Origin of the sequence: Leuconostoc falkenbergense, assembly GCF_045801155.1 — a bacterium.
In the GTDB taxonomy this organism is placed as follows: domain Bacteria; phylum Bacillota; class Bacilli; order Lactobacillales; family Lactobacillaceae; genus Leuconostoc; species Leuconostoc falkenbergense.
This window is the reverse complement of record NZ_CP174386.1, coordinates 815,972-837,366: the sequence shown is the minus strand read 5'-3', so window position 1 is coordinate 837,366 and position 21,395 is coordinate 815,972. Positions and strand designations below refer to the sequence as shown.

At 39.3% G+C, this 21,395-nt stretch carries 21 protein-coding genes and 1 tRNA gene; 2 read left to right on the top strand and 20 right to left on the bottom strand.

Annotated elements, in window-relative coordinates; genetic code table 11:
• Positions 1-74 precede the first annotated feature (74 nt).
• The 19 genes from ACI3ES_RS04140 to ACI3ES_RS04050 form a co-directional block, all read right to left on the bottom strand.
• The gene (locus ACI3ES_RS04140; RefSeq protein WP_004912240.1) at positions 75-1,232 is read right to left on the bottom strand and encodes a hydroxymethylglutaryl-CoA synthase; all 1,158 of its coding nucleotides are present in this window, start codon (positions 1,230-1,232) and stop codon (positions 75-77) included.
• A gap of 69 nt (positions 1,233-1,301) precedes the next feature.
• Complete coding sequence (locus tag ACI3ES_RS04135) at positions 1,302-2,924, bottom strand: ABC-F family ATP-binding cassette domain-containing protein (protein WP_114666638.1); 1,623 nt, start codon at positions 2,922-2,924, stop codon at positions 1,302-1,304.
• Between the two features lie 144 nt (positions 2,925-3,068).
• Positions 3,069-3,506, bottom strand: a complete 438-nt coding sequence (locus ACI3ES_RS04130) for a hypothetical protein (protein ID WP_114666637.1) — start codon at positions 3,504-3,506, stop codon at positions 3,069-3,071.
• Positions 3,507-3,556: 50 nt separating this feature from the next.
• Positions 3,557-4,297 carry a 16S rRNA (uracil(1498)-N(3))-methyltransferase gene (locus ACI3ES_RS04125; protein WP_114666636.1) on the bottom strand — a complete coding sequence of 247 codons (741 nt, stop codon included), beginning with the start codon at positions 4,295-4,297 and terminating at the stop codon, positions 3,557-3,559.
• A 145-nt stretch (positions 4,298-4,442) separates the two neighbouring features.
• Positions 4,443-4,516 (bottom strand) — tRNA-Ile (locus tag ACI3ES_RS04120).
• 228 nt (positions 4,517-4,744) lie between these two features.
• Positions 4,745-5,635: a 50S ribosomal protein L11 methyltransferase gene (gene prmA, locus ACI3ES_RS04115; RefSeq protein ID WP_114666635.1), complete on the bottom strand. Its 891-nt coding sequence runs from the start codon at positions 5,633-5,635 to the stop codon at positions 4,745-4,747.
• Complete coding sequence (locus tag ACI3ES_RS04110; protein ID WP_114666634.1) at positions 5,622-6,695, bottom strand: zinc-binding alcohol dehydrogenase family protein; 1,074 nt, start codon at positions 6,693-6,695, stop codon at positions 5,622-5,624. Before ACI3ES_RS04110 ends, prmA begins: the two co-directional genes overlap by 14 nt.
• Complete coding sequence (locus tag ACI3ES_RS04105; protein ID WP_114666633.1) at positions 6,692-7,483, bottom strand: GTP-binding protein; 792 nt, start codon at positions 7,481-7,483, stop codon at positions 6,692-6,694. The genes ACI3ES_RS04110 and ACI3ES_RS04105 overlap by 4 nt, the downstream gene beginning before the upstream one ends.
• Entirely contained in the window at positions 7,467-9,320 is a 1,854-nt protein-coding gene (gene lepA, locus ACI3ES_RS04100) for a translation elongation factor 4 (RefSeq protein WP_036066685.1), read from the bottom strand. Before lepA ends, ACI3ES_RS04105 begins: the two co-directional genes overlap by 17 nt.
• Positions 9,321-9,470: 150 nt before the next feature.
• Positions 9,471-10,520, bottom strand: coding sequence for a Gfo/Idh/MocA family oxidoreductase (locus tag ACI3ES_RS04095; protein ID WP_114666632.1), 1,050 nt, complete (start codon positions 10,518-10,520; stop codon positions 9,471-9,473).
• A 51-nt stretch (positions 10,521-10,571) separates the two neighbouring features.
• Positions 10,572-12,629: a glycine--tRNA ligase subunit beta gene (gene glyS / locus ACI3ES_RS04090; RefSeq protein ID WP_114666631.1), complete on the bottom strand. Its 2,058-nt coding sequence runs from the start codon at positions 12,627-12,629 to the stop codon at positions 10,572-10,574.
• Positions 12,630-12,716: 87 nt separating this feature from the next.
• Positions 12,717-13,658, bottom strand: a complete 942-nt coding sequence (glyQ, locus tag ACI3ES_RS04085) for a glycine--tRNA ligase subunit alpha (RefSeq protein WP_114666630.1) — start codon at positions 13,656-13,658, stop codon at positions 12,717-12,719.
• Positions 13,659-13,985: 327 nt separating this feature from the next.
• Positions 13,986-15,104, bottom strand: coding sequence for a DUF805 domain-containing protein (locus ACI3ES_RS04080; protein ID WP_114666629.1), 1,119 nt, complete (start codon positions 15,102-15,104; stop codon positions 13,986-13,988).
• A 67-nt stretch (positions 15,105-15,171) separates the two neighbouring features.
• On the bottom strand, positions 15,172-15,717 hold the full coding sequence (frr, locus tag ACI3ES_RS04075; protein WP_114666628.1) for a ribosome recycling factor: 546 nt from the start codon (positions 15,715-15,717) through the stop codon (positions 15,172-15,174).
• A complete protein-coding gene (pyrH, locus tag ACI3ES_RS04070) occupies positions 15,717-16,442 on the bottom strand; it encodes a UMP kinase (protein ID WP_004912275.1) in 726 nt (241 codons plus the stop codon). The genes frr and pyrH overlap by 1 nt, the downstream gene beginning before the upstream one ends.
• A 154-nt stretch (positions 16,443-16,596) precedes the next feature.
• Positions 16,597-17,472: a translation elongation factor Ts gene (tsf, locus tag ACI3ES_RS04065; protein ID WP_004912278.1), complete on the bottom strand. Its 876-nt coding sequence runs from the start codon at positions 17,470-17,472 to the stop codon at positions 16,597-16,599.
• Positions 17,473-17,579: 107 nt separating this feature from the next.
• On the bottom strand, positions 17,580-18,356 hold the full coding sequence (gene rpsB, locus ACI3ES_RS04060; RefSeq protein WP_004912281.1) for a 30S ribosomal protein S2: 777 nt from the start codon (positions 18,354-18,356) through the stop codon (positions 17,580-17,582).
• Positions 18,357-18,501: 145 nt separating this feature from the next.
• Positions 18,502-18,777: a GIY-YIG nuclease family protein gene (locus ACI3ES_RS04055; protein ID WP_142511518.1), complete on the bottom strand. Its 276-nt coding sequence runs from the start codon at positions 18,775-18,777 to the stop codon at positions 18,502-18,504.
• A 2-nt stretch (positions 18,778-18,779) separates the two neighbouring features.
• Positions 18,780-19,538, bottom strand: coding sequence for a tRNA1(Val) (adenine(37)-N6)-methyltransferase (locus tag ACI3ES_RS04050; protein WP_114666627.1), 759 nt, complete (start codon positions 19,536-19,538; stop codon positions 18,780-18,782).
• Between the two features lie 61 nt (positions 19,539-19,599).
• Here ACI3ES_RS04050 and ACI3ES_RS04045 point away from each other — a divergent pair, with 61 nt between their 5' ends.
• Positions 19,600-20,238 (top strand): 1-acyl-sn-glycerol-3-phosphate acyltransferase, encoded by a 639-nt coding sequence (locus tag ACI3ES_RS04045; RefSeq protein ID WP_114666626.1) that lies wholly within the window; start codon positions 19,600-19,602, stop codon positions 20,236-20,238.
• Positions 20,239-20,247: 9 nt separating this feature from the next.
• Here ACI3ES_RS04045 and ACI3ES_RS04040 read toward each other — a convergent pair whose 3' ends face one another.
• On the bottom strand, positions 20,248-20,481 hold the full coding sequence (locus tag ACI3ES_RS04040; RefSeq protein WP_036067662.1) for a YneF family protein: 234 nt from the start codon (positions 20,479-20,481) through the stop codon (positions 20,248-20,250).
• Positions 20,482-20,740: 259 nt separating this feature from the next.
• Between ACI3ES_RS04040 and lexA the strand changes: the two genes are divergently transcribed.
• On the top strand, positions 20,741-21,379 hold the full coding sequence (gene lexA / locus ACI3ES_RS04035; RefSeq protein ID WP_036067660.1) for a transcriptional repressor LexA: 639 nt from the start codon (positions 20,741-20,743) through the stop codon (positions 21,377-21,379).
• Positions 21,380-21,395 lie beyond the last annotated feature (16 nt).

Here is a 21,395-nt window from a genome sequence, read left to right as displayed (position 1 = left end):
ATACTAGTCTACCAGATAGCTGGTTATTCGACTAGTAATTCTTTTAACAAAAAAACGTGTTTTTAAACACGTTTTTAACGATACTGACGTTCGCCATCTTGCCAGCCCAAAAATTGAAATTGATGCTTTTGGGAAGTCGGTATTATAACATTCACATGAGAATCTAATAGCTGCGATTGGAATATTTTTTCATATTGTTCCACAGACACATGTTGTCTTTCAGACAACTGTTTTTCAACCGATTCAGCAGGTATTGATGACCTAAAATCTGGTTGAAGTGTCATTGAATAGAGCTCTGCTTCTGCACCAGAACCATAACTGAAAATAGCAATTTTTTCACCTGGATTCAAATCTTTTGAATGACTAAGCAATGACAAAAAACTAAGATAAACTGAACCAGTATACAAATTGCCAACATGACGGCTAAACTGTTGACTCGCAATTAAGTTAGTAACCAAACGTTTCTGGTGCGATTCATCAGCTTCAGACATAATTTGATCTAAAGCTTTTTTCCCCATTTTAGTGTAAGGCAAATGAAACGCAAATCCAGCAAAGTCATTCAAAACATGCGTTGTCTGATTTTTATAACGTTGCCAAAGCGTCAAAAACATTTCTTTATATACTTCAGTAGAAAGATGACCATCAACAAGTGCTTCAGTACGATCAACAGGTCGCCAAAAATCTGCTACTTCACGACTCATGTAGACAGAATCATCGTTAATTATTGTAATACGCGGATTAGTAGCAACAATCATTGCCACAGCGCCTGCTCCCTGCGTGACTTCTCCAGCCGTCGCCAACCCATAGCGGGCAATGTCTGAGGCAATAACGAGGACTCTTTTATCCGGATGAGCAGCAACATAATCACGCGCCTGCATCAAACCATACGTTCCAGCATAACAAGCCTGCTTAAGTTCAATCGTTCTGACAAACTCAGATAGTTGTAATAATTTTTGAACATAAATCGCACTCGACTTTGAATTATCAATACCTGATTCTGTGGCAAAAACCACCATATCAATGGTTTGCCTTTCTTGATCGTTAACGATTTGTCGCGCCGCATTAGCCCCCATCGTGACGACATCTTCATAATTAGGTATGACAGCCTGCTCATCTTGGCCAATGCCAATTGTATATTTATCCGGTTCGTCACCTCTTGCTTTCGCCAATGTTACTAAATCTAACACATATTCTGGTGTATAAAAAGCAATTTTGTCGATTCCAATATTCACTTTAAATTACCTCGATTACAATTTTAATGACTATATTCGTTTTAACAATTATTCTGCAACAGAGAGACCTTAGTACAAGGCTTTGACTTTGTCTTGAATGCTTTCATTGTTAATAAATTCATCATACGTTGTGTCAACACGATCAACAGCACCTTTTGCGGATACTTCAATCACATGGTTAGCAGTTGTTGCCAAAAACTCATGATCGTGCGATGTCATAATGATTGAACCTTTGAATGCAACGACCGCATCGTTGAGTGACTGAATTGATTCCAAATCCAAATGATTTGTCGGATCGTCCATCAGCAAAACGTTTGCTTTAAGTAGCATCATTTTGGCTAACACAATGCGAACCTTCTCACCACCAGACAAAACATTAATTTGCTTTAGTGAGTCATCTCCCCGGAACAACATCTGACCTAACATGCCACGTAGACTTGTATTATCTTTTTGTTCTTCTTCTGCAAAATCACGTAGCCAGTCTAAAATAGTTAAATCTTGATTTTCAAAATTATCATTCAAATCTTTCGCAATATAGGACTGAGACGTAGTAACACCCCAAGTGACAGTCCCTTCATCAGGTTCTAAGGTTCCCGCAATAATTTGCATCAAAGTGGTAGTTGCTAAATCCGAACGGGACAAAATGGCAATCTTATCTCCCGGGCGACCAATAAAGGAAATATTATCTAAGACTTTTTCGCCATCAATTGTTTTGGAAACATTTTCAACACGAACCATATCATTACCCAACTCGCGATTTAATGGGAAGTTGATAAAGGGATATTTTCGTGATGAGGGCTTGATATCATCCAGCGTTATCTTATCCAGTTGCTTCTTTCGAGCCGTCGCCTGCTTAGACTTTGAAGCATTCGCAGAAAAGCGTGCTACGAATTCTTGCAACTGTTTAATTTGTTCTTCTTTTTTGGCATTCTGTTGTGAAGCTAAACGTTGCGCCAATTCAGAAGACTCGCGCCAAAAATCATAGTTTCCGACAAATGGCGTAATCTTACCAAAATCAACATCCAAAATATTCGTTGAGACCGCGTTCAAAAAATGGCGATCATGGGACACAACGATGACCAAGTTAGGAAAATCAGCCAAAAAATCCTCTAACCAATTAATTGTTTGGACATCTAGTCCGTTAGTTGGTTCATCCAAGACTAAGATATCTGGATTACCAAACAGTGCCTGAGCCAATAATACCTTGACCTTATCATTTTCTGTAAGTTCACCCATTAGCGTGTACTGCATGTCATCGCCAATGCCTAATTTACTAAGTAATTGCCCAGCTTCTACTTCAGCATTCCAGCCATCTAGTTCTTCAAATTCTGCACCTAAATCAGCCACTCGAACACCATCTTCATCGTTAAAATCTGGTTTCGCATAAATAGCGTCCATCTCAGTTTTAATTTGATAGAGTCTTTCGTGACCTTGAATCACAGTGTCTAATACTGTAAATTCATCAAAAGCAAAGTGATCCTGCTGTAAAGAAGACATTCTTTCGCCATCACCAATTGTGATCGTTCCTTCTGTGGGCTGTAATTCACCTTGAAGCAACTTCAAAAAAGTAGATTTACCAGCACCATTAGCACCGATAATGCCGTATGTATTGCCGGGCGTCAACTTTAAGTTGACGTCTTGATATAATTTTGGTCCTGAAAAACTAAAACTCATATTTGCGACTGTAATCACGTTAAGATCCTCCAATTTAAAAACTTGCCAAATCACATCATCATACCGCGTGATTTTACCAAATTACCTTATATTAGTGTAACAGAAAAAGCGCTAATTATCGCGCTTTTTCTAAATATCAATATGAAACAATCTCTCGGCCAATTAAGATTTAAAACCGCCATCAACCGGTAATTGAATATCGTCCTCGGCGCTGTCAGACAAATTGTGGAATCCCGCTTCAACAGGAATTTGATTTTCATCTGGATCGTCTCGCGTGTCACCAAAGAAAGTAAATAAGCTAAGGACAATATACATCAATCCAAAGTAGAAGCCATACTCGTGTGATACTAAGTCAAGCAACAATGTTGAAATTACTGTAAAGAGTACTGGTAAAAAAAGCAATACAAGTGGTGAGTAGCCGCGTTTGCGAACTTGATAACCCAAATACAAAGTGTAGATGCTGTTTAATAACATGTAGAAAAATATCACTTTGTGCAGACCACTCATATTAGTAATCCTGCCTAAAAATGGTAATAAAATACCCAAAGCAAATGCTGCGAGCCATTGATAGCCATAATATTTTATAAATTTTTCCATCATCGTTGCACCCGCCTTAAAAAGTTCTCATTATTTTATTATATTATACCCGATTACTGCAACTCACGCAAGACACTAATAGCCGACAAAGCGTAGAGTGGTGCAGTTTCAGCACGCAGTATCCGTGGGCCTAATCCAGCAGAAACAAAATCAACCTGAGTCATTTCTTGAATTTCATCTACTGTTAATCCACCTTCTGGTCCAAAGACCAAGACTAAATGACCATTATTTGGTACATGATTGACAGCGTCAATAAAAGCAGATATTTCACCCTCTTTTGCCGATTCTTCCCAAGCTACTATACCTTTGTCTTTTGGTAAATGTATTGCTGTTTTCCAAGTCAAAAAATCAATTTCTGGTATAATCAAACGATGCGACTGCTCAGCCGCTGCTTGCGTAATTTTTTGCAAGCGAGCTATTTTTTTGTCTTGTTGTTTGCGCCAATCGGCGACAGTGCGCGCCATTTCTGTGAAAATAATTCGTGTGGCACCTAACTCAGTAATTTTCTGAACGAACCATTCTGAACGGTCATTTTTTAAAGGTGATACAATGACTGTCACGTTAATCGGTATCTCAACAATTTGATTGAGATGCTCAATGACCGCCATGGATATTTGGTTCGCATCAATTTGAGTCACCTGACCAATGACAAGTTGTTGATTACTATCCACAAATTCCGCTTTTGTACCAACACGTGCCCGTAAAACACGACCAAAATGATTAAATGCAGCATCTTCACGGGTTAAATTAATGATTTCATGATTGATAGTATGTTTTAGAAAATATCGTTGCATTAATGATTCCCTTTAAAATTTATTGTCTTGAATGGCTAGTGCTATTTGCCTCAAAATATGTGTATCATGTTCAGCAATCATATTAACTAAAAAATCAACTTACACAAAAACGCAAGGCAAAGTATGTGACGACACTTGCCCATAATGGACCATGTTGGACTCGAACCAACGACCGGACGGTTATGAGCCATCTGCTCTAACCAACTGAGCTAATGGTCCAATACAATTATTGTACCAAAATTCTGGCTAATCTGCCATCCTGATTAAGCAACAAAAAAGCGCCGTTTGGCGCCACTTTGCTGGATTTTGACTCATGTCCTACTTAGTTTGTAAGTTAAAGTATGTGATTATCACGGGAGAATAATTATGAGTGCCAAAATTCATTATCGTACTATCAATTCAATCGTACAATAATAGTATAACACATTAAATAGTAATGATTACTTTTTATTCTAATTGACTTTTAGCAATGAATGCATGCCATTTACCCATAATCATATGCTCGCTAATCACAAAATGAGATCGACCTAATTGGTCAATTATTTGAGGTGCTATATCATCATAGATACCTGAAACCAAAAAATAGCCATCTTTTTTCAAATGTTTGGTAACTTGTGGTATCAGTCTCTCAATAACATCGGCCAAAATATTTGCCACTACTAGATTAACTTTTAGATTACTATCGACAGACCCAAGTAAATCACTCACCACAACAGTAACATCTTTAGCTACTGGATTTAATGTCAAGTTGGCTTGTGCCACTGCTACTGCAGATTCATCAATATCAGTAGCCAAAACAGTATCAACGCCCAATTGTTTGGCTGCTACGGCTAAAACACCTGACCCTGTTCCCACGTCAATCATGCTTTCACCACCGCGAATGACCGTTTCTAATGCCTGAAGCATTAGTCGTGTTGTCTCATGTGTGCCCGTACCAAAAGCTAGTTGTGGATCCATGATAATCGGATATTCATCTCGCTGGTTTGGCAGATACGCTTCCCATGATGGCACAACTGTCAAATGGCGTGTAATACGTGTCGCGTGGTAATAGTTTTTCCATTCATTTTCCCATTCCGATTGTGCAACACCTGCAACAGTAACACTGCCCGGTGTTGCATCAATACCATAACGTTGTAATTCATTTAGCTGAGACTGAATGTTAGTTACGGTCGCCGACAACTGCTCGTTATTCTCAAAATAAGCAATAACTTTGACAGGTACTTGATCATCAACGATTTGCACACCATCAGCACCAACAGTCCTCAAAATATCTGCAACAGATTCGACTGCTTCATTTTGGGTTGCAATTGTGACTGCTTGCCAATTATTTTTCGTCATCGTATACTACCACAACTTTTCCAATTGTGCGACCCTCCTCGACGGTTCGGGTTGCAGCACGTATATTTTCTACTGTAAAGCCTTGATAAGTCTTCGTTAGTGTTGTCTTGAGTTCACCCTTATCAAGTAATACGGCTATTTTTTCAAGTGCCATACCTTGGGATAACATATCGACATGATAGTTACCTTTGGCAAACATGAAGACCCAACTAAATTGCGCACCAATGTTTTTTAACGGTCCCATATCAATTGGCGCTGTTGTTTCAACAATTGAGGCTATTGTGCCAAATGGTTTAATGATTTGTGTGACTGTTGGCCAATAGGCATCTGTACTTTGCAAAATTGCAACATGATCAACTTTTGGATACTGAATATGTTGTAACTGTTCAACCAAATCCTGATGATAATCTAAGATAAAATCAGCCCCTAGCGACTTTACCCACGCAACTGATTCTGGTCTTGAAGCTGTTGTAATGACTGTCAATCCAATGTACTTTGCTAATTGAATCAGTATTGATCCAACGCCACCAGCACCATTGATAATCAGAATTGAACGATTAGAAATACTCTCTTTTTCTAAATCGTAGCCAAAAGCATCATGTAAAATTTCAAAAGCTGTGATAGAAGTCAGCGGCATCGCACTGATTTCAGCGATTGATAAATTATGAGGTGCATGTCCAACCAAATCTGCTTCAACAACTTGGTAGGCTGCGTTTGATCCTTGTTTCATTTGTGAACCAGCGTAATAAACAAGGTCCCCAACATCAAATCTTGATACTTCCGTACCGACCTTAACCACCTCACCAACTGCGTCAAAACCTAAAATTCGAAATTGTCCTTCGGCTTTATAACCAGCTCGCATTTTCGTATCAACTGGATTAACAGAAGTTGCTAAAACTTTGACCAAAATTTCTGAGTCATTTGGGATGGGCTGTTTGATTTGCTTAGATATGAAAGCCTGAGGGTCATCAATATTTCTTGCGCGATCAAAACCAATCGCCGTCATTTTATGTTGACGTCCAATCGCCCATATACTTTTAATTTTGTCTAATATATTCATTCAGCTAACCCACTATTCAAAATATTATTTAAAGTGTCTTTGGTAATTTGATATTCTGGCTTGAAATTTTTTGTACGATACAACAACTCGATCGTAGCAATTTTGTCTGATGAAGTCGGCAGCTTATCCTTTAGGACGCGATCCCAGTTGTTGGCAACCATTGCATATTCAACCAATCGCAGTTCTTCCTGCGTTAGCTTGCTAGCGGCTGACTCATTCTTTTTAATTTGTTCATCCACATACTTTTGTACCAACGCTTGACCTGCTGGTAAGTCAATCGGCTTTACTTGATAGGTCACTTTGGCATTGTGATATTTGTCAAATTTCACCGTAGTTATCTTGAAGTCACGATCACGTTGCAACGTTTCCAAATAACGTTGTGACAAGGCTGCCATAACAGATGATTTTTGATATTTAGTACCAGAAAAAGTAACCGAATCAGCTACTTTTTGATCTGATTGTAATGCTTTTTGAATGCTGCTAGCAATTTCAGCTTGCCATTTTTTTGTCGTTAAATTAACAACACTTTGCTTGTTATTAGTAGATGAATCACCTGTTAATCCAAATTCTAAAGCCGTTTTGGCATCTTTTTTAACTACTTGTTGCCGTGTCGTTTGTGAAACACCATCAACACCAAAAACTATTCTAGCAACCACGCCACTCACAACTAAAATCATCACGACAATCGACAACGATGCCAAAATGATATTTGGTTTTATTAGTTGGCGCTTTTTGGTGGACCAATTACGCTCAACACGAGAACGATTTTGTTTAGTTTCCTCTGGCATATTGGGCATCGTCCTCCGTTTTGAGTACGGCCATGAAGGCTTCTTGTGGCACATCTACCGTACCAACTGATTTCATTCGTGCCTTACCACGTTTTTGCTTATCGAGCAATTTAGCACGTCGGTCTGGATCACCAGTGTGAATTTTGGCAGTAACATCTTTACGATAGGCCTTGATATTTGTTCGCGCTAATATTTTAGCACCAATCGCCGCTTGAACAGGAATTTCAAAGTTTTGACGCGGAATAATCCCCTTTAACTTTGAAGTAATGATTCGCCCACGCTCTGCCGCAAAATCACGATGAACTATGAAACTCAAGGCATCAACTTTCTCGCTATTTAACAAAATATCAATTTTGACCAAATCAGATTGGCGGTATGCTGATAACTCGTAATCCAATGAAGCATATCCGCGTGTACTTGACTTTAGTTTGTCGAAAAAGTTAAATATAATCTCAGACAGTGGCATATAGTATTTGACATTGACACGAGTTTCATCCAAATACTCCATCGTGTCAAATTCGCCACGCTTTCGCTGTGCCAACTCCATTACTGCACCGACATAGTCATTGGGTACCATAATTTGAGCATGAACATACGGTTCTTCAATCGTTTTAATTTTTGATGCCTCTGGCATTTCAGAAGGATTTTCAATAGCAATTGTTTCGCCTTCTGTTGTGGTAACTTTATAAGTTACTGATGGTGCAGTCGTAACCAGATCAAGTCCAAATTCTCGCTCTAGTCGCTCTTGAATCACGTCCATGTGCAATAATCCAAGAAAACCAACACGATAACCAAACCCCAGTGCTTGTGAAGTTTCGGGTTCAAACGTCAACGCGGCATCGTTAAGCTGAAGTTTCTCCAGCGCCTCTCGTAAATCAGTATATTTAGCATTATCTGAAGGATACAACCCTGAATAGACCATTGGTGTCATTGGCTTATAGCCTGCCAATGGCTCACTGGCTGGATGATCAACTAGTGTAATCGTATCACCTGAATGTGTCGTATGAATATCTTTAATCGCTGCAGTCAAATAACCTACATCACCCGCCATCAGGTAATCACGCTTTTGCGCATTTGGCGACATTACACCGACCTCTGTGACTTCATATTCAGCCCCAGTATTCATCATTCGAATTTTATCACCGGGCTTAACGATTCCCTCACGAACACGCATGTTCACTACCACTCCACGATAAGCGTCATACGCAGAATCAAAAATCAATGCCCGAAGCGGTGCGTCAATTTCACCTTCTGGTGCGGGCAAATCTGCCACAATTTTTTCCAATAATTCTGGAATTCCAATGCCTTGCTTTGCTGAAGCTAAAACCGCATCAGATGCATCAATACCAATGACGTCTTCAATTTCTTGTCGTACTTTTTCAGGATCAGCTGCGGGCAAATCAATTTTGTTGATGACCGGTAGAATCTCTAAATCATTTTCAAGCGCTAAATAGACATTGGCCAGCGTTTGTGCTTCAACGCCTTGCGCAGCATCAACTACCAAAATTGCACCTTCGGCAGCAGCCAAAGCACGCGAAACTTCGTAGGAAAAATCAACATGCCCTGGTGTATCAATCAAGTGAAAAATATAAGTTTCACCGTCGTTTGCATCATAATGAACTTCAACGGCATTTAATTTAATCGTAATGCCACGTTCACGTTCCAAATCCATTGTATCTAACAATTGATTTTGCATATCGCGTTCTGCAACCGTGTGCGTTTGCTCTAAAATTCGATCCGCAATGGTTGATTTACCATGATCAATATGTGCAACAATCGAAAAATTACGGATATGCTTTTGTCGTTCTTTTAATTGTGTTAAATCTAGTTCTGTCATAATTGGCATTTTTCTTTCAGTTTTATGTCTATTTAATTTTACCATAAAGGTCGTAATTACTTTCGACTCAGCTTTGATATATTTAGTGAAATAAGCGCCAATTTTTAATAAAAAAAAGACCCAATTACTTAAGTCTTTTTCATTCCAATATTAAAACTTTAAAATATGTGGCCCAGTAGTCTGAAGACCACCAGATAGCAGCCTCATAACAGTAATCATTGTTTCATCAGATACTAACTTTGGTTTGCCATTAACTAGTGTTTCATAGACCGTGTCATAAATACGGCCATAGTCGCCCTGAACGCTAGGTATATACTTATCAATGCGATCGCCACTCTGATTATAATACACTAAGTGACCAAAATTTTGTGGGGCGTCACTACCAAATCTTGGACTTCCAGGCATAATACCCGTCTTTAAGTCATTTTCTTGTTCATCAACGGTATATTTGATGAATGTACCTTTTGTGCCTCGTAGTTGCCACTTTGGATATTGAATCGTAGCTAACTCTGTCGTCTGAATAGTTGCTTTAAAGGCTTCTGGATAAAACAAATTGACCTCAATTTGGTCATCTAAATGACTCTCAAGCACACGTGTTGCGCGTAAATCGTATACAGCCGCTTGTGGCGCCCCAAACATACTGACAACTTGGTCAATTAAGTGAACACCATGACCAAATAGAGAGCCGTCAATCGCAGGCCCTTCTAATTGACCATCCAGAGGACGATAGTGATCCATGTGAACTTCTAGGTCCGTTAATCGCCCCAAGTAACCGTTAGCAATTACTTGCTGTACCGTCAAAAAGTCGCTGTCAAATCTTCGACTTTGAAAAGGCATTAAAAATAAATTTTTTTCCGCCGCCAGTTTAACAAGTTCTTCTGCCTCCTCAACACTGGCAGCCATCGGCTTATCAACTAACACGTTTTTGCCTGCTTGTAATAACTGTTTTGTAACTTGATAATGACTTTGTGATGGTGTCACAACAACCACTAAATCCAAACTATCATCAGTCACAATGTCTTCAATATCTGTCGTAAATATTGTGCCAGTTGCTTCAAGTTCAGCTTGTTCAGTTGGCCTTTTTCCAAGCGTTGGCGTTACGACACGTGTAACCCTAAATTTATCTTGTCGTAACTTTAAATAAGGTAAATGGTAGCGATTGGTACTTTTTCCGAAGCCTACAAAAGCAATATTTATCATCATGAGCCTCCAGTCATTTTATACTTCACTATAACACATAACAAAATATATTTACTTAATGACGATTTGCGTCAAATCTCCTAATCCGTTGGTGAGTCGTTGTATAACGTTCAGCTGAGCATATCGATTATCTTTAACAGATTCATCTTCAGCGTTAACCATTGTTTCATCAAAATAAGCTGCGATTGGTTGTTGCAATTTTGCCAAAGCCACGTAGAGATTTTCTGCACCATCATGCATCAAAGTATTTAAATCAAGCGTTAACGTTGCTTGATATAGGTCTTTTTCAGACTGATTTTCAAATTTAGTAGGATCAACCGTCGCATTAGTTACTTGCTTTACAGCTAAACGATCCACACGAGTCAACGCCTCAATTACATCTCGGAAGCCGGCATCACTACTATGTTGGGACAAGACTTCAATTCGCTGACTAATGTATACGATATCTGCTCTATCAACATTGCCTAATCCAGCAGTGACAATATCTTGACGTATTCCAGCATCTAGTGACAATTTGCGAACACGATCCAACATGAAATCGACAACCGTCGTCAAATCAGTTTCAGCTACCACACCTTGCTGTTGCACAAAGTCGGCTAACAAAGGTTGTAAATCAATATGCCAATTTTTATCCACCAATGTACGCACGATGCCGGTAGCCGCACGTCGCAAGCCATAAGGATCATTAGAACCACTTGGTATTAGTCCAGCGGCAAAGAATGTCACAATGCTGTCAAGTTTATCTGCAACGGCCAACAAAGCGCCTACTTCAGATTGTGCAACATCACCATTGGCTGAAGTTGGCATATAATGTTCTCGAATGGCTGTTGCAACCGCATCATTTTCGCCAAAAAGCTTGGCATAATGTTCGCCCATAATGCCTTGAAGTTCATCAAACTCACCAACCATGCCGGTCATCAAATCAAATTTATAAATTTCTGATGCGCGGGTCAAATCAGACTGCTGTGTGGCATCAAACTTCAAAGCAGTCGCCATTGCTGAAGCCAAAGCACCAGTTCGTTGCATGTGTTCATACACAGTACCAATTTTTTCATGGAAGACTAACTTTTTAACTTTAGTCATGTAATCAGAAATTGATTTGGTTTGATCTTCATGATAGAAGAATTCGGCATCTTCTAACCTTGCCACCAACACTTTTTCATTTCCCGCAATAACATTGTCTAAATGTTCACGATTACCATTTCGTATTGACAAAAAGTGCGGCAATAATTGTCCTTTTTCGTTCGTCACAAAGAAGAAACGCTGATGTTCACGCATTGATGTAATCAAAACTTCATCTGGAATTTCCAAATATTTCTCATCGAAACTGCCTGCGAAGGCTGTCGGCCACTCAACAATATTATTAACTTCTTCTAATAAATCTTGCGCCGCATCGGTGTCAAGTTGCAGAACCCAACCATTAGCTTCAGCAATTGTATTCAACTGTGATCGAATTTCATTTTTACGCACTGTGGCATCAACAACAACATTAGCACTTTGCAACGTCGTCACATAATTATCCGCAGAAGTGATTTCAACATGTTCTGAAGATAGGAAACGATGACCACGTGTAAAACGATCTGTGGCAATATCCAACACATTGAAAGAGATAATCTCATTATCCAATAATGCTACGAGCCAACGAATAGGTCGAACATACAAAAAGCTGTGATTAGCCCACTTCATATAAGTTGAAAATTTCATTTGGGCGACAACTTCATCACCAATTTTAGCTAAAATTTCATTCGCTGCTACACCAGCAGTATGTTTTGTTAGCCAAACATATCCATCTTTAATTTCAAATGCTTCAGGATTAGCACCTTGACCACGTGCAAAACCTAATGCTGCTTTTGTCCAATTACCGTTTTCGTCTTGTGCGCGGTCAACAGATGGCCCGCGCTTTTCTTCGCTCAAACTTTCTGATGTTTCAGCGACATCTGTCAGAACAACAGCCAAACGTCGTGGGGTTGAATATGGTTTAATATCACCTACTGTTAAGCGATGCTCTGATAAGAATTTCTTAGTTCTTTCAATTAACTGAATTTCTGAACTAGTTACCAAATGAGCTGGTATTTCTTCAAGTCCAATTTCTAATAAAAATGTTGACATTAATTATTCTCCAATTTAAATTGTACGACAACCATCTTTTATAAAAGTTTTAGGATGGGAGTACATGGTTTTCAACATTAACTTTCGTTAAGCTTTTTTGATTGCATATTTGCCATTTTCACCAAGATACTTATCGCGTAACTGTTCATCTTTCAGCAGTGGAAATCCCAGTTTTGCACGTTCTTCGATAAACACTTTCGAAACTTTTCGAGCCATAGTACGAATTCTGTGTAAATAACCAGCACGTTCAGTGACAGATACTGTACCTCGTGCATCTAGTAAATTAAAAGTATGCGATGATTTTAAGATATAATCATAGGCTGGGTGAACAAGTCCTGACGCAAGTAAACGTGTGGCTTCCGCTTCAAATTCATCAAAATGCTTGAGTAGCATAGCTTGATCAGATTCCTCAAAAGCGTACTTTGAGTGTTCGTATTCAGGTTCTTTAAAAATATCCCCATATAACACGCCATTGCCCCATTCTAAATCATATACCGTCGGCACATCTTGAATGTATGATGCTAAGCGTTCCAGTCCATATGTGACTTCAGCAGTGACAGAGTCAACTTCAATACCACCAACTTGCTGGAAATAGGTAAATTGGGTCACTTCCATGCCGTCTAACCAAACTTCCCAACCAATACCAGCAGCACCCATTGAAGGGTTTTCCCAGTTATCCTCAACAAAACGAATGTCGTGTTCCAATGGTTTAATGCCAAGTGCCTCCAGTGATCCCAAATAAAGTTCTTGGATGTTTGCAGGCGAAGGTTTCATCACAACCTGAAATTGATGATGTTGAAAAAGACGATTTGGATTGTCACCATAACGTCCATCAGCGGGACGGCGTGATGGTTGTACATAAGCAGCATGCCATGGTTCTGGGCCATTTGCACGCAAAAAAGTGTAAGGTGACTGTGTTCCTGCACCCACCTCATTATCATAGGCCTGCATTAAATTTGCACCCTGTTTTGCCCAATATTGTTGCAATGTCAAAATAATATCTTGTAATGATAACTTTGTATCTGTCATGTCTTAATCCTTTGTAATTTGAAATATGAGATGGTGTCCATCACATTATACGAATAAAATTGATATTTTTCTTTTATTTTTGATGAACCAACTAAATTAGTTCCCCTTGCGAACCCCTTTCTGCTCAGGACACAAAAAGCGTCCTAATGCCAAAATTAATTGACATCAGGACGCTATAACGCGCGGTTCCACCTGATTTCCGAGTTATAACTCGACACTCGATAGTTATTGTCGCTCCACCAACGCCACTTGGTTTCCTCACGATTCAAACTTGATACTGTTATTATGACACGTCGCTAGAGTATTCGTCAAGTGAATTTCTAAAAATTATTGTGATTGATATGTTTCACCAATTGTTGCAATAATCAGATTAAGCAATGCCTGACTTGGCGCAATTACATATATGACTCGAATATGTCCATCAGACATATGCCACTCAAGGTATGCCATATTCTTCACCTTAGCACTATTAGGTGACTCATAGGTCCCATCAATACGCAAAACATTGATAGTCGGAAAATTAGACAATGTTAACTGTGATTGTCCTACGACCGTTTGAAATGAAAAACTTGAAAAATCAACACCCCATCCTTGGCCCTGAGTACTGGTTAAAATCATAACTTGTTGCGTTTGTTGCAGCCATTGTAATGATGACGCGTCTTGTTGCCAGTTACCCTTGACCTGAAAATGCCCAAAATCCGAATCCCCTATGACATCAACTGGCAATTGCCGATAGGCTTTAGTGGCAGAATCATCTGGCACATCGACTACGGATTTATCAGGGATTTTAGATGAGACTGATGACGACGATGACGGTATGCGCTCCGTCGATGAAGATAATTCCGCACTACTACTAGCGTCAGATTCTGTGGTTCGCACTGTATTTTTTTCGACTTTCTGTTGTTTAAACACAGCATGCACCAGTGCTTTTTTAACATCCTGCCTAAACACAGAGCCAGCAGCCAATTGCAAGCCAATGGACAAACTAACCATAATAGCAAACCCAATACCATAATATATTTTTTCTATTCTTGATAACAATGGTGTCCAATAAGCCGAACGCCTAGAAACCAGAAATACGAGCCATCCAAAATAGATCAATAGGACAAGTAAAACTAATATTGCGCTACGCAATTCAATTGAAATCTCAATGGCAATCCAAAGTAACGATGGACTTAGCAGGACAAACATAACCTGATTAATTGAAAACCCAGTATCGCGTAAACGTCTAATGAACAACGAAAGACTTGGAATAAACAACACAATAAGAACGGCTGCATCAACTTTCAGTACCAACCAAAACGAGTTGCTGACTGTCAGTGTGACGAAACCAATAATCGCTAATATTAAATCATTAACGACATGAATCCAAAAAAAATCTAATCGATAGGCACCACTATGAAAATCAAGCGCCTCTCGCCAAAATTTAAAATAGCGCCTAAACATTTTCCCTCCAAACAAAAAAACTTGGTAAAATACCAAGTTTAAAAGTTATTTCAGTATAACATAAGAATTAAATTGTTAATAATTCTTTTTCTTTTTCAGCTGCAATGCCATCAATTGCTTTAATATTTTCGTCAGTTAGCTTTTGCGTTTGATCTTCTGCCTTGCGAGCGTCGTCCTCAGGCATTTCTTTATCCTTTTTAATGTCATCCATGATGTCACGACGAACATTGCGGACTGAAACCTTGGCTTTTTCTGCTTCAGCTTTAACTTCTTTAACTAATTCTTTACGACGTTCTTCTGTCATTTGCGGAATCGCCAAACGCACAATGTTACCATCGGAAGCAGGATTCAACCCAAGATCTGACACATTAATTGCATGAACAATTGCTTCCAAAGCACTTTTATCGAAAGGTGTAATCAGCAAAATACGTGCTTCTGGCACCGAAATTGACGCCACTTGATTTAGGGGTGTCATGGCACCATAATACTCAACTTCAATACGATTCAAAATATTTGGATTAGCTCGACCTGTACGGATATTTGCCAATTCACGTTGTAAAGCTTCCTGTGCCCCTTGCATCCGCTCTTTAGCGTTTGTTAAATCAAAAGTCATTATTTTTCTCCCGTTACTGTGGTTCCAATAGGTTCACCAAGCACAACACGCTTGAGATTACCAGGTGTATTAAGATTGAACACGACCAATGGCATATTATTATCCATTGAAAGAGAACTTGCCGTTGAATCCATTACCTTCAACCCTTTTTGCAAAATTTCCAAGTGAGTCAATTCTGTAAATTTAACAGCATCAGCGTTTTTATTAGGATCTGAATCATAGATACCATCAACGCCATTTTTACCCATCAAAATAGCATCAGCATTGATTTCGTTAGCGCGCAATGCTGCGGTAGTGTCGGTAGAGAAGTATGGTGATCCAGTACCGGCGGCGAAAATAACAATACGTCCCTTTTCTAAATGACGTATGGCACGTCCACGAATATATGGTTCTGCGATTTGTTGCATAGTAATCGCTGTCTGAACGCGTGTTTGAACGCCAGAACGTTCTAAGGCATCTTGCAATACTAGGGCGTTCATCGTAGTTCCCAACATACCCGTGTAATCAGCACGTGAGCGTTCCATACCAACTTTAGAAGCTGGTTCTCCGCGCCACAAGTTGCCACCACCAACAACAATTGCAATCTGAGTTCCCAAATCGTGAACTTCTTTCAGTTCTTCGGCAATAGCTGACACAACGGCAAGGTCAATGCCTTGTCCCTTTTCACCAGCCAAAGCCTCACCTGACAACTTAATCAAAACACGTTTGTACTTAATATCAGTCATGTCTAACCTCTTTTATTTGCTTATACAATTATATCAAAAATCAGGCAAAAATTCCGAAAAAAAAGTGCGTTATCAACAACAACGCGCTTTTCATATAAATAATGGTGGAGATTAATCAATACTAGATAACAATCATCCCACACTGAAAAATCAATTAACCTAGTTGCTTAGCAACTTCTTCAGCTAAATCTGTCACTTTTTTCTCAAGCCCATCACCGACTTGGTAACGAACAAATGACTTTACCGAACCATTTTGTGAAGCAATAAATTGAGCGACTGTTTGATCACCATTTTTAACGAATGGTTGATCCAACAATGAGATTTCTGCCAAGAACTTTTTGATACGACCATCAACCATCTTTTCTTTGATGTTGTCTGGCTTACCTGCCAAATCTTCTGAAGCCAATTGTACTTCTTTTTCCTTGGCAACAACTTCTGCTGGTACTTGATCATCTGAAACATATTGTGGTGCAATAGCGGCAACGTGCATTGCAATATCTTTAGCAGCTGCTTCAGAAGCACCATCAACAACAACTAATGCAGAGATTGAACCGGCCAAGTGTGAATATGAACCAAAGTTTTCTGAGTCAGCTTTTTCAACAACTGTGAAACGACGTAAAGTAATCTTTTCACCTGTGATTTGTGTTGTACCCACAATTTTGTCGTTCAATGTTTGACCAGCTTCCACTTCAAGTGCCAAAGCAGCTTCAACATCAGCTGGTGCGAATTCAACAATTGTATTAGCAACAGCACGCAACAATTCGTTAAATTCTGCGTTACCAGCAACGAAATCTGTTTCTGAATTTAATTCAATAATTGCAGCACGATTGTCCTTAACAGCAACAGCTGTCATACCTTCTGCGGCAACACGATCGCCCTTTTTAGCGGCTTTAGCCATGCCCTTTTCACGCAATAAGTCAATTGCCTTGTCTAGGTCGCCATCAGCTTCGACCAATGCTTTCTTAGCATCCATCATACCAACAGATGTCTTATCACGTAGTTCCTTTACTTGTGCAGCAGTAATTGCCATTATAGTGCTCCTCTAAAATAATTTAATGTATTTTAATTATAACATACTAAAATACCATTCCGCGTCCCAAACAGGTTCGCAAGGAACGGTATTTTTAAATCATATAATTAGTTATTGCCTTCTTCAACAATGTTAGCAATTTCTTCGATTGATTCTGTATTTTCGTCACCTTCAACAAATGCGTCTTCTGGTGCTGAATCTTGACCTTGACGACCTTCGATAACGGCATCAGCCATCTTGGCAGTAATCAAGCGAACGGCACGAATAGCATCATCATTGGCTGGGATTTTAACATCAACAACATCTGGATTAGCGTTTGTGTCAATCATTGCCACAACAGGAATGTTCAACATGTTAGCTTCCTTAACGGCAATTTCTTCTTTCTTAGGATCAACGACAAACAAAACATCTGGCAATCCAGGCATGTCTTGAATACCACCCAAGAACTTTTCCAACTTTTCGCGTTGCTTGTTTAGCAAAACAACTTCTTTTTTAGGCAATTGCTCAAATGTACCATCTTCGGCCATTGCTTGCAAATCCTTCAAACGTTGGATACGTGTCTTAATCGTGTTCCAGTTAGTCAAAGTACCACCCAACCAACGGTGGTTGATGTAATATTGACCGGCACGTGTTGCTTCTTCAGCAATAGCATCAGAAGCTTGCTTCTTTGTACCAACAAACAAAACATTTGCACCGTCAGTTGAAGCATTACGGATGAAGTTATAGGCTTCATCAACCAACTTAACTGTCTTTTGCAAATCGATGATGTGAATACCATTACGTTCTGTAAAGATATATTCGTCCATCTTTGGGTCCCAACGGCGTGTTTGGTGACCGAAGTGTACTCCTGCTTCGAGGAGTTCTTTCATTGAAATAACTGCCATGATATGGCCTCCTAGGTTTTTCCGCCGACAAATTCGTGGTTCACGCTGACATCACTGCACCTACGTGTTCTCGTTTGTCGTGTGTATTTGTTGTTTTCCACAACAAGATAAATTATACGGTATTTTTATTTGTTTAGCAAGGACTTTATTGCCATACTTTAGTTACTTTGTGTGCCAATAAAAACATTTCTTTTTGAGGTCGTGTCAGCTTTTTAAAAGCTGCCTCTGCCTTTAATGCATCACTTTTAGTTTCAAATGATTCCTGATAAATCAATTGAAGTGGATGGCGGGACTTAACACGTGTAAATTTAGCACCCTTTCCCGCTTCGTGTGTTGCTAAGCGACGCATGACATTATCTGTAAAACCACCATAAAAATAGCCATCCGAAGTATATAAAACGTAAAAAAAATATGCTTTCATTATTACCAAGCCTTGCCATACAAAATGTTATTCATTTCGGGTGTATAATCATTAGTCTCGTCGTATGCAATCAGCGGCGGCAAAATTCGTACACCGCCTGGACGTCCTGATTTAATCGCTTCAACTAAAACCATATTTGCCTCACGACCTGCCTTACCATAGACAAATTGAACCCGCTTAATCATAAGTTTTCGTTTGGCAAAAGCTGCAAAAATATCTGCCAAACGGTCTGGTCGATGAACCATATAGAATTTACCATTATTTTTCAGTAATTTATTAGCAATTTGAGCTAAATTAGGCAAGTCGATTGTTAATTCGTGGCGAGCTAACTCATAGTGATGATCATGATTGGTTTTCGTGGTGTCATTTAAAGGAAAATAAGGTGGGTTACTGAGCACAGTTTCGACAGATCCCGGTTTGATGTCCTCAAAAATATTTTTCATATCCTTTTGTAGTACACTTACACGATCAGACATACCATTCAAATCAATACTTCGCTGCGCCATGGCTGCCAATTCAGGCTGGATTTCGACTAATGTGACGCGGCCACTCACTTTTGGCGCATAAAATAACCCCACCGCCCCAGTGCCAGCACCCAAATCAACAGCATGTCCCCGGCCTTTACCTTTAACATCTGCAAAATGTGCTAGTAAAATGGCATCAAGTGAATATGAAAACATATCTGGATTTTGAATAATTCTAATATTTTGAGATGGTAAACCATCAATCCGTTCGCCGGCTGTTAAACTTGGCTCTGTCATTTGCGTTTCTTCCCTTTTCTCGGTAAAATTAAATTTGATTTCGTTTATGAGGTGAATAAATATGAAATTTTACGACTTTCTTCGTGGTGTTGCCGTGGCTATTATTTGGACTATCAACGGCCGCATTACCTATATGAACCGCGACAAACTACCTAAAGATGACAATTATGTCCTAGTTGGTCCACACCGCACATGGTGGGACCCTGTTTGGTACGCGGTGGCTGCGTACCCCAAACACTTTATTTTCATGGCGAAAATCGAACTTTTTAAATTCAAGCCTCTTGCTTGGCTCATTAAGTCTGCTGGCGCTTTCCCAGTTGATCGCGAAAACGTTGGCCCAAGTGTCATCAAATACCCTGTACGAGAACTCAAAAGTGGTAAAAGATCATTAATCATGTTTCCTTCAGGTTCTCGTCACAGTGACGACTTGAAGTCCGGCTCATTATTAATCGCGCGTATGGCCGGAAAGCCAATTGTACCGGCGGTATACCAGGGCCCAGTGAAGTTTAGCCAGCTCTTTAAACGTCATAATACCACAATTAATTTTGGAGAGCCAATCTACATTGAGCGCGCCGATAAATTGAATGCTGAAAACATTGCCAAATATACTGACATCATGCAAGCAGCTTTTGATAAACTAGATGATGAAATCAATCCTGATTGGCAATATATTGATCCTAAAAGAATACAAAAAAAATAAGCGCTAAGCTTATTTTTTTTGCGCATTTGCACTTTGCTGTTTCATTTGAGCCATCATTTGATTTAACTTTTTTTGTGATGGCTTTTGACCCATTGACATCATCATTGACTTCATCATTTCTTCAGAAATTGGTGGATTCTTAGCCAAATAGTTTTTCATTGAACTACGTGCCAAGAAGAAACCACCAGCCAAACCAATCGCCAAGGCCAAAACTGCAATCAAGATTACAAGTCCTGTACTCATGTTTTTTCTCCTCATCGAATGTCTGATAACAATTATATCACAGCCGGTTAGTGCATGCCATCCAAAAAGTGAAGTTAATAAGTTTGCTTTTTAGCTTTTTTTTACACAGAAATCCACTAAAAATCATATAGTTTCTAAAGAAATTATAAATTTTCACGGCGACTTATTTGACATTTTCTAAAATTAACGAACACGTGTTTGATTTGTTCGTGTTTTTTGGGTATAATTGAGTTACTAATTATTAAGTAGGAACCCCATCATGGCAATTATTCAAGAAAGCAAACAAATACAAGTCTTAAGATTTATACATGAGGCCCAATCAACTAACGGTTTCCCCCCCACTGTTAGAGAAATTGGCGAAGCGGTTGGTCTGTCTTCCTCTTCTACGATTCATGGTCATATCGAGCGTTTGGTTAAAAAAGGATATCTCTTAAAAGATGCTTCAAAACCAAGAGCACGTGCCATTGAAATCACAGATGCTGGTCTAGAAATGCTGGGTGTTTCAATTACACCTGGTAAAATTCCTGTTCTCGGTGTTGTAACAGCAGGAACACCAATTTTGGCCGTTGAAGAAGAGGCAACAGAATTTTTCCCGATTCCTGACAACCTAATGCAATTTGATGGTGATTTGTTTATGCTCAATGTTCATGGCGAATCAATGATCAATATTGGTATTCTAGATGGTGACAAAGTCATTGTCCGTCGTCAAGAAAATGCTGATAATGGCGACGTTGTTGTTGCAATGAATGACAACGACGAAGCAACTGTAAAACGCTTTTTCCGCGAAGCAGATCATTATCGATTGCAACCTGAAAACGATGCAATGGCACCAATTATTTTAAAGCAAGTTGCCATTCTTGGTAAGGTTATTGGTCTTTATCGAGACGCAATATACTAAAAAAAATCGACGTAAT

Coding starts and splice junctions, on each gene's coding strand:
- ACI3ES_RS04130 (WP_114666637.1), bottom strand. CDS start 3,506: ATGATGGAAAAATTTATAAAATATTATGGCTATCAATGGCTCGCAGCA.
- ACI3ES_RS04125 (WP_114666636.1), bottom strand. CDS start 4,297: ATGCAACGATATTTTCTAAAACATACTATCAATCATGAAATCATTAAT.
- prmA (WP_114666635.1), bottom strand. CDS start 5,635: ATGACGAAAAATAATTGGCAAGCAGTCACAATTGCAACCCAAAATGAA.
- ACI3ES_RS04110 (WP_114666634.1), bottom strand. CDS start 6,695: ATGAATATATTAGACAAAATTAAAAGTATATGGGCGATTGGACGTCAA.
- ACI3ES_RS04105 (WP_114666633.1), bottom strand. CDS start 7,483: ATGCCAGAGGAAACTAAACAAAATCGTTCTCGTGTTGAGCGTAATTGG.
- lepA (WP_036066685.1), bottom strand. CDS start 9,320: ATGACAGAACTAGATTTAACACAATTAAAAGAACGACAAAAGCATATC.
- ACI3ES_RS04095 (WP_114666632.1), bottom strand. CDS start 10,520: ATGATAAATATTGCTTTTGTAGGCTTCGGAAAAAGTACCAATCGCTAC.
- glyS (WP_114666631.1), bottom strand. CDS start 12,629: ATGTCAACATTTTTATTAGAAATTGGACTTGAAGAAATACCAGCTCAT.
- glyQ (WP_114666630.1), bottom strand. CDS start 13,658: ATGACAGATACAAAGTTATCATTACAAGATATTATTTTGACATTGCAA.
- ACI3ES_RS04080 (WP_114666629.1), bottom strand. CDS start 15,104: ATGTTTAGGCGCTATTTTAAATTTTGGCGAGAGGCGCTTGATTTTCAT.
- frr (WP_114666628.1), bottom strand. CDS start 15,717: ATGACTTTTGATTTAACAAACGCTAAAGAGCGGATGCAAGGGGCACAG.
- pyrH (WP_004912275.1), bottom strand. CDS start 16,442: ATGACTGATATTAAGTACAAACGTGTTTTGATTAAGTTGTCAGGTGAG.
- tsf (WP_004912278.1), bottom strand. CDS start 17,472: ATGGCAATTACTGCTGCACAAGTAAAGGAACTACGTGATAAGACATCT.
- rpsB (WP_004912281.1), bottom strand. CDS start 18,356: ATGGCAGTTATTTCAATGAAAGAACTCCTCGAAGCAGGAGTACACTTC.
- ACI3ES_RS04055 (WP_142511518.1), bottom strand. CDS start 18,777: ATGAAAGCATATTTTTTTTACGTTTTATATACTTCGGATGGCTATTTT.
- ACI3ES_RS04050 (WP_114666627.1), bottom strand. CDS start 19,538: ATGACAGAGCCAAGTTTAACAGCCGGCGAACGGATTGATGGTTTACCA.
- ACI3ES_RS04045 (WP_114666626.1), top strand. CDS start 19,600: ATGAAATTTTACGACTTTCTTCGTGGTGTTGCCGTGGCTATTATTTGG.
- ACI3ES_RS04040 (WP_036067662.1), bottom strand. CDS start 20,481: ATGAGTACAGGACTTGTAATCTTGATTGCAGTTTTGGCCTTGGCGATT.
- lexA (WP_036067660.1), top strand. CDS start 20,741: ATGGCAATTATTCAAGAAAGCAAACAAATACAAGTCTTAAGATTTATA.